This window comes from Salifodinibacter halophilus (assembly GCA_012999515.1).
Taxonomy (GTDB): Bacteria; Pseudomonadota; Gammaproteobacteria; order Nevskiales; family Salinisphaeraceae; genus Salifodinibacter; species Salifodinibacter halophilus.
The window spans coordinates 1-378 of sequence record JABEEB010000055.1 but is presented as its reverse complement, the minus strand read 5'-3'; the positions used below and the strand labels follow the sequence as shown (position 1 = coordinate 378).

Here is a 378-nt window from a genome sequence, read left to right as displayed (position 1 = left end):
CCGGCGTCTTCTTCGCGTTCTTGATCGTGATGGCGAACGATTCGGTCATCGTGCGTCCGGTACGGTCGAGGCGGAAATCGGTGGCCTCGCGCTTGGCGCTCAAGTCGAAGACTTTGCCCAGTTCGAGCTTGATCTCGGCGCCGGCCGGGGTGTGCTGCAGGCGCGCTTCGCCGAGGAAATCGCCGCCGTCGAACACGCGCACGCGGCCGGCCGGCAGCGGCAGGCCGAGGCCGGCGGCCTTGTCGTTGACGAACTCGACCTTGCTCAGCACCGGCAGCTCGCCGGTCTGGCCGTTCTGGCCGCGGTCGATCAACGGCGTCGGCGGTTCCCAGCCGATGCCGCCGGAATCCAGCGCGTAGATGCGCTCGCACTTGACCG

General features: G+C 68.3%; 1 protein-coding gene. It reads right to left on the bottom strand.

Translation table 11 applies throughout. The features are described 5' to 3' along the window. Window positions 1-378: hypothetical protein (locus HKX41_10655; GenBank protein ID NNC24591.1), on the bottom strand; the 378-nt coding region annotated here is incomplete at both ends.